Here is a 6382-nt window from a genome sequence, read left to right on the forward strand (position 1 = left end):
GCGGGCGCGGTGTTTACTCTTGCCGCCGGGGCTGGGGGGTAGGGTCCTGCCCGCGGGGGCGGCGGGGGGGGGGCCCCCCCTCCCGGGCGGGGGGGGCCCCCGCGCACTCGGGCGTTTCCGCCTACTCCTGCGCCAGGCGGGCCGGGAAGCCGCCCGTCGCCACCGGGCTCCAGCGGACCGGGGTGACGCGGATCAGGGACTTGCCCTGCTTCAGCATGGCCTCCCGGTACTCCGCCCAGTCCGGGTGCTCGCCGCTGATGGTGCGGAAGTACTCCACCAGCGGTTCCACCGACTCGGGCGCGTCGATGACCTCGGCCGTGCCGTCCACCTGGACCCACGGGCCGTTCCACTCGTCCGAGAGCACGATCACGCTCACGCGCTCGTCCTTGCGCGCGTTGCGCGTCTTCGCGCGCTCGGGGTACGTCGACATCACCAGCCGTCCCGCGTCGTCCACGCCGCACGTCAGCGGGGAGCCCTGCGGGCTGCCGTCGGCGCGCCGGGTCAGCAGGATCGCGCGGTGCCTGGGCCGGACGAAGTCCAGCAACTGCTCGAGTTCCACGGGTGTGTTGGATGCGATGCTCGGGCTCATGTCCAGCACCCTACGGCAGGCGCCGGCCCGGCCGTGGGACGGCCGACACCGCGCGCCGGGCGCCCGGTGTCGGCCGCGTTCGCGGGGCGGCCCCTCAGGACGCGTACACCCGGAGGTCGGAGACCTGTCCCGCCGGCCAGCCGGTGTTGGCGGTGAAGACGAGCCGCAGGTGGCGGGTGGTCGTACCGGCGGGCAGGGCCAGGGTGGTGGTGTTCCCGGAGGCCGGGTCGAAGGTGCGGGCGGTGGCGCCGAGCAGCGGCGTGAAGGTGTTCCCGTCGGTGCTGCCGTGGACGGCGACGGTCTGGGTGCGGGTGGCCCAGGCGGGGTTCGGCGGCAGGCCGAGGACGACCCGGCGGACGCCCGTGGCGCTGCCCAGGTCGACCTGGAGCCACTGCGGGAAGGCGTTGTTGGCGCTCTCCCAGTACGTGTGCGGGTTGCCGTCCACCGCGTTGCCCGAGCCGTACACCTGCGTGTGGCTGCTCTCCGACGTCGGCCGGTTCAGCGCGAGGTCGGTGGTGGGGGAGGAGCCGGTGGTGGTCGCGGTCACCTGGCCGGACGGCGCGGAGACGGACCCGGCCGCGTCGAGGGCCTGCACGTCGAAGGCGTAGGCCGTGGCGGCGGTCAGCCCGGTCACGGTGAACGCGGTGGCGTTGCCGGCGGCGGCGCCCACCGGGGTGGCGGTGCCGCCGGTGATCCGGCGGATCCGGTAGCCCGTCACGCCCACGTTGTCGGTGGAGGCGTTCCAGGCCAGCGCCACGGTGGTGTCGGTGGTGGCGGTGACGCGCAGGTTCCCGGGCGCGGTCGGCGGCACCGTGTCGCCGCCGGTCGTGGGCGGGGTCGGGCGTACGGGAGTGAGCGCGATCTGCCCCTTCAGCATCCGGCCGCCGTCCCCGGTCAGCCGCAGGTAGTAGTCGGAGGAGCAGGCGGTGCCGTCCTCGTCGAGCGCGAGGAACCCCGACCCGGTGGGCACCCAGGCCTGGGACTCGGCGGTCTTGGCGATCTGGTTGCCCTCGTTGTACTCGTCGAACATCGAGATGTAGGCGCTCTGCACCCCGGCCCGGCCCATGTTGTAGAACTGCCGCCACATGAAGTCGCCGTGCGCGCGCTGCCGTTCGGTCACCCCGCCGGGCAGGACGCACGGCTGGTAGTCGATGCCGTGCGCGGTGCACTCGGCCAGGTCGGGCACGGTCGCCACGTTGTAGAAGTTGTCCGCGTCGGCGGCGTTGCCGATCCGGCCGACCATCCACGGCGAGAGCATGTCGAAGGCGTGGTAGACGGCCGAGAACCCGGGCCGGGAGTCCCGGTCGCCGGTGCGCCACCAGGTCGGCACCCCGCCGATCACGTAACAGCCCTGCGCCTTGAACCAGTTGACCACGTCCAGGCAGGCGTCCGGGCCGAACGGCCGCTGGTTGTCGTTGAACCCGAAGCCCCAGACGCAGGCGACGGGCTTGCCGTTCTGCCGGGCGTACGCGGGTGACGCGGTGTGCGCCCGCATCTTGTCCACCCAGTCGGCCTTGATGTCCGTCTGCATGGACGTCCAGTCGGAGACGTCGTACATCACGTAGAACTTCACGCCCTGGGACTCGGCCGCGCTCCGGACCTTGCCCGCCATCGCGTCGCGCGTGGGCCCCTCGCCGCCGGTGGGGTTGAAGCGCTGGAGCGCGGCGGCGTCGATCCCGTACTGCTTCATCCAGCGGAAGTGCACGTCGACGGTCGACTGGTCGTACGAGGAGAACAGCGCGGCCGGCTGCCCGTTGCCCAGGTTGGCGAAGGCGGTGCGGTAGGTGGCCGGGTAGTCGCGGACGTCGGGCCAGGCCACGATCGCCTTGTTGGAGGCGGACGGGGTCTGGCCCCAGTTCTGGGCCCAGTGCCACCAGCCGTTGATCGGGGCGCCGTCCCCCGCGCAGGCGAACCACCCCTGGTAGCCCACGGTCACCTTGCCGACGACGTCTCCGGGCGCACTGGCCGCGAGGGCGCGGCCCGCGAGCGGGGTCTGGCCGAGTCCGACGGCTCCCGCGACCCCCGCCGCGGTCGCGGCCTGCAGGACCGCACGACGCGTGACACCCATCTCGATCTCCTCCGGCTGGACGGCAACTCCGTTGCTGGCCCGGATTGTTGATCGCCAGCAGGGCGATGCCGTGTGCGATGCGGGAGAGCGTATTGAGGTGGACATGCAAGCGCAATAGAAAGGTGGTACCGCGCAAAAAAGAGCGGGAACGACGCAACAACGCGGGGGCAGGGCACGGGTGCGGTGGGAGCGGGGCGGGCTCAGAGCCCGGGGTCACCCGTGGCGGGCTCCGCCGTTCCGGCGCGCACCGCCTCCAACTGGGCCGCGAAGGACAGCCCGAGGAAGAGCGCGACCGAGGTCAGGTACGACCAGAGGAGCAGCGCCATGATCGCGCTGAGCGGCCCGTACACGCTGGTGAAGGAGGAACTCGCGCCGACGTACAGCGTCAGCGCCCAGGTCGCGGTGAGCCACAGCACGAGGTAGACGACCGCCCCGAAGGCCAGCCAGGTGTAGCCGGGCTGGTCGCGTCGCGGGGACAGGCGGAAGATCGCGCTGGTGGCCAGTACGGCGAGCAGCACGCCGACGGGGATGCGCAGGAGCTCCCAGGCGTGGACGGTCCCCGGGGTCAGGTCGTACACCTGGGCGAAGGCGCGGGTCAGGTCGGAGCCGAGGACGGTGAGGACGAAGCTGAGGCCGAGCGGCAGACCGGCCAGGGCCGCCATGACCAGGCCCCGGGAGTACTTCAGCAGGAACGGCCGGTCGCGTTCGTTGCCGTAGATCCGGTTGGCGCCGCGCTCCACCTGGCACAGGCTGGTCGTGATGTTGACGAGGGAGAAGGCGAGCCCCAGCCAGAGCGCCGCCTGACCCCCGTCCCCGGCGTGCCGCCGGCTCTCGCGCAGCGCCTCGTCGACCATGTCCTGGCTCGGGCCGCTGGTGATCCGGCCGATCGTCAGCTCGGCGACGCGGCCGATGCCCTCGGTGTGCAGGACGCCGGAGAGCCCGATCACGGCGATGGCCATGGGCACGATCGACAGCACGGTCTGCAGCGCCAGGGCGCGCGAGTGGCTGAAGCCGTCGGCGTAACGGAAGCGGACGAAGGAGTCGCGGGCCAGCTTCCAGCCCCCGTAGCGCCGCAGTGCGGCCCATGCCTCGTCGCCGGACAACTCCTCGCCGCGGACGTCACGTCTCTGCGGTACCCGGGTGGCGGTTCCCATCGGTCTTCCTGACTGGTGTGTGGTGATCTGGCGTGGGGTGGTCGAGTTCCTACGGAGCGTCGACGAGGAGGATGCTGTGGTCCACGTACCGCGCCGCCAGGGACCCCAGGGCGTGCAGGTCGTCGCGGGCGACGGCCAGCTGCTCCCTGAGCAGGCGCGCGGTCGGCTCGTCCGTGACGCCGCCGACGGCGGTGGCGAGGGCGTCGAACGCGGCCCCGGCCCCGTGCCAGGCGTCTGCCAGTGACGCGAGGGCCCGCGAGGTGTCCCGTCCGGTGGCGACCAGCGCGCGACAGGTGTCGTCGAGGGCGTGCGGAACGGCGAACTCGGGGTTGAGGGCGTGCAGTTCGCGCCACGTCTGGTCGTGGAGGGCGATGGTGGCGAGGACCTGTTCGTTCAGTACGGCACCCGCCACTTCCGCGGCGGCACCCTCCTGGTGGCGGTGTGCGGGGGCGAGGACGGCGTGGGCGAGCGAGACGCTGCCGGAGGTGTCGCGGGATACGGCGTGTGAGGCGTCGCGTGAGGCGTCAGTGGGGACGTTGCCCGGGGTGGTGCCGGAGGTGTTTCCCGGGGCGTTTCCCCAGGTGTTTCCCGAGGTGTTTCCCGAGGCGAAGGGGATGAGCCGGATGACCAGGGAGCCGGGGTCGTCGAAGGCCCGGCGGGCCACCAGGGCCGTCAGCCCCACGCGGACGGCCTCGCTGTGGCGCGTGAGGTCGTCGGCGAGTGCCGCGATGCGCGCGTCAGTACCTTCCTTGCCTTCCTTGTCTCGGGAAGTGCCCGCTTCTCGTACGGCCTCGGCGGCCTCGGTGAGGCGGCGCAGCTCCGCTTCGAGTTCGTCCGCGGCGCTGTCCGTACGGGACGCGAGCCCCGCGGCCTCCTTCGCCGCCACCTCGGTCTCGGCCCGGAAGGCGGCCATCAGCTCACGGAACTCCCCTGTGCCGTCAGGTGTGTTGACGAGGTGGAGCAACTGGTCGAGGCTCGCGTCGCCCAGGGCCTCGCACAGGTTCGCGAGGCTCCCCGCCCGTACCGCCGTCGCGCAGGCGGCAGGACCGAGCCGCTCCAGCCACCGCCGGGCGTGCTCGCGCGCGGCCGCCTGCGCGGTCGGCACCGCGGCGACCCCCTCCGGGAACAGGTCGGGCTGCACGCGCACTTGGGCGCAGTAGCACTGCATCACGGCCGCACTGGCGGCGGTTTCGGCGAGGGCCGTGTGCAACGCGGTCAGGTGGAAGGCGTCTTGGGACGGTACAGACGGTACGGACGGTGTGGACGGGGTGGTCATGACGGCTCCAGTCGGCTCCGGTGGGCTCTGGTGAACTCCGGTCGCAGCGAGGGGGAGGGAGAGGGGATGAGGTGGGTACGGACGCGTGGTCGGGCGGGGCACGCGCGGCCGGGCCACGGGGCGGTCACGTCCCCTGCGCGCGGAGGTCGGCGGCGAGGGCCTCGACGGCCGAGTCCAGCCGGGAGGCGGGGACGCCGTCGACGGCCGCGGCGACGACCAGGAGCTTCTCCGTGGCCGCGACGCTCAGCGGACTGCCGCCCCGGAGCCCGCGCAGCACGCCCTGGCCGGACCGGAGGCAGCGGTAGTCCTCCCCGCAGGCGCGGATGTCCTCCTCACCGGAGCCCCGGCGCAGGCGGTCGATGATGACGCGGGCCTCGGCGGGGGTGAAGGAACGCGGCAGGTCCTTGCCGAAGGTGCCGAGGAGGGCGCCGTCGTCCAGCCCGCAGATCGCGGCCATGCGGGTGTCGACCACCGCGCAGATCCGCTCTTCGAGGTACGCCTGCCAGTCCGTGCTCATGCCGTGCTCCTTCCGGTCCGTGGCGTTTACCTGCCAGACCGGTCGGCAAACCCCCGAGGGGGAGACGGTGATCGCGGGCGCGTGTCCGAGGGGCGAGCCGGCAGCCCGGGCCGCACACTGGTCACTCACCACTCACCACTCACCAGTGAGCACTCACAGCTCACCAGTCAGCACGCACCACTCAACGCCGAGTACGGCGCCACCCCTCGCAGTCCGGAGCCGCCCGATGGACACGCCCTTCTCCCTCACCTACCGACTGGACGAGACCGAGCAGCAGGTCACGGTCGACGACGTCGTGGAACTCGCGATCACCGCGCCGGACGGCCAGGCGGTGCAGCTGGCGTGGGACGAGGAGCGGGGCTGGGTGGTGCTGATGGACGTCGACCCGGAGAGCGGACCCAGCCGCGAGTTCGAGATCCGCCCGGGAGCGGCGAACCTGTTCTTCGTCCGCACGCACCAGCACCCGCGCGCGACGCCCGGCCACTGACCCGGAGCACGTGCTCTCCGGCCATTGACCCGGAGGACGTGGTCCCCGGCCGCTGACCCGGATGCCGGACTCGGCGACACCGCGGCGCCGGGGGCGGGTCCTCCGGGGGAGGAACCGTGCACTCCACTCCCGCCCCACCCCTCGCGATACACACCCTGTACCCTGCCCCGATCGTGACATCAGCCCCTGGGGAGGGGCTGTCAGACATCCCATGCCGTAGCGGTGTCAAGCTGCGGTTGGGAGGGTTGCGTGGTGTGACCAGGCGGTGGCCTCGTCGTAGGGGGTACGGGT

At 72.5% G+C, this 6382-nt stretch carries 6 protein-coding genes; 1 reads left to right on the plus strand and 5 read right to left on the minus strand.

The window, feature by feature from the left end; genetic code table 11:
* Positions 1 to 121: 121 nt before the first annotated feature.
* From ABT160_RS45940 to ABT160_RS45960, 5 genes are all read right to left on the minus strand, one after another.
* Positions 122 to 589: a PPOX class F420-dependent oxidoreductase gene (locus tag ABT160_RS45940; RefSeq protein ID WP_351656097.1), complete on the minus strand. Its 468-nt coding sequence runs from the start codon at positions 587 to 589 to the stop codon at positions 122 to 124.
* A gap of 94 nt (positions 590 to 683) precedes the next feature.
* On the minus strand, positions 684 to 2657 hold the full coding sequence (locus tag ABT160_RS45945; protein ID WP_351656099.1) for a discoidin domain-containing protein: 1974 nt from the start codon (positions 2655 to 2657) through the stop codon (positions 684 to 686).
* A 200-nt stretch (positions 2658 to 2857) separates the two neighbouring features.
* Entirely contained in the window at positions 2858 to 3811 is a 954-nt protein-coding gene (locus ABT160_RS45950; protein WP_351656101.1) for a YihY/virulence factor BrkB family protein, read from the minus strand.
* A 49-nt stretch (positions 3812 to 3860) separates the two neighbouring features.
* Positions 3861 to 5087 carry a hypothetical protein gene (locus tag ABT160_RS45955; protein ID WP_351656104.1) on the minus strand — a complete coding sequence of 409 codons (1227 nt, stop codon included), beginning with the start codon at positions 5085 to 5087 and terminating at the stop codon, positions 3861 to 3863.
* Between the two features lie 124 nt (positions 5088 to 5211).
* Positions 5212 to 5604 (minus strand): profilin, encoded by a 393-nt coding sequence (locus ABT160_RS45960; protein WP_351656106.1) that lies wholly within the window; start codon positions 5602 to 5604, stop codon positions 5212 to 5214.
* Between the two features lie 226 nt (positions 5605 to 5830).
* Between ABT160_RS45960 and ABT160_RS45965 the strand changes: the two genes are divergently transcribed.
* On the plus strand, positions 5831 to 6091 hold the full coding sequence (locus tag ABT160_RS45965; RefSeq protein WP_351656109.1) for a hypothetical protein: 261 nt from the start codon (positions 5831 to 5833) through the stop codon (positions 6089 to 6091).
* The last annotated feature ends 291 nt before the right edge of the window (positions 6092 to 6382 follow it).

Origin of the sequence: Streptomyces sp. NPDC001941 (assembly GCF_040296945.1) — a bacterium.
Taxonomy (GTDB): Bacteria; Actinomycetota; Actinomycetes; order Streptomycetales; family Streptomycetaceae; genus Streptomyces.

Excerpts from the sequence above, each read along its gene's own strand:
- ABT160_RS45960 (WP_351656106.1), bottom strand. The coding sequence starts at position 5,604 with ATGAGCACGGACTGGCAGGCGTACCTCGAAGAGCGGATCTGCGCGGTG.
- ABT160_RS45950 (WP_351656101.1), bottom strand. The coding sequence starts at position 3,811 with ATGGGAACCGCCACCCGGGTACCGCAGAGACGTGACGTCCGCGGCGAG.
- ABT160_RS45965 (WP_351656109.1), top strand. The coding sequence starts at position 5,831 with ATGGACACGCCCTTCTCCCTCACCTACCGACTGGACGAGACCGAGCAG.
- ABT160_RS45945 (WP_351656099.1), bottom strand. The coding sequence starts at position 2,657 with ATGGGTGTCACGCGTCGTGCGGTCCTGCAGGCCGCGACCGCGGCGGGG.
- ABT160_RS45940 (WP_351656097.1), bottom strand. The coding sequence starts at position 589 with ATGAGCCCGAGCATCGCATCCAACACACCCGTGGAACTCGAGCAGTTG.
- ABT160_RS45955 (WP_351656104.1), bottom strand. The coding sequence starts at position 5,087 with ATGACCACCCCGTCCACACCGTCCGTACCGTCTGTACCGTCCCAAGAC.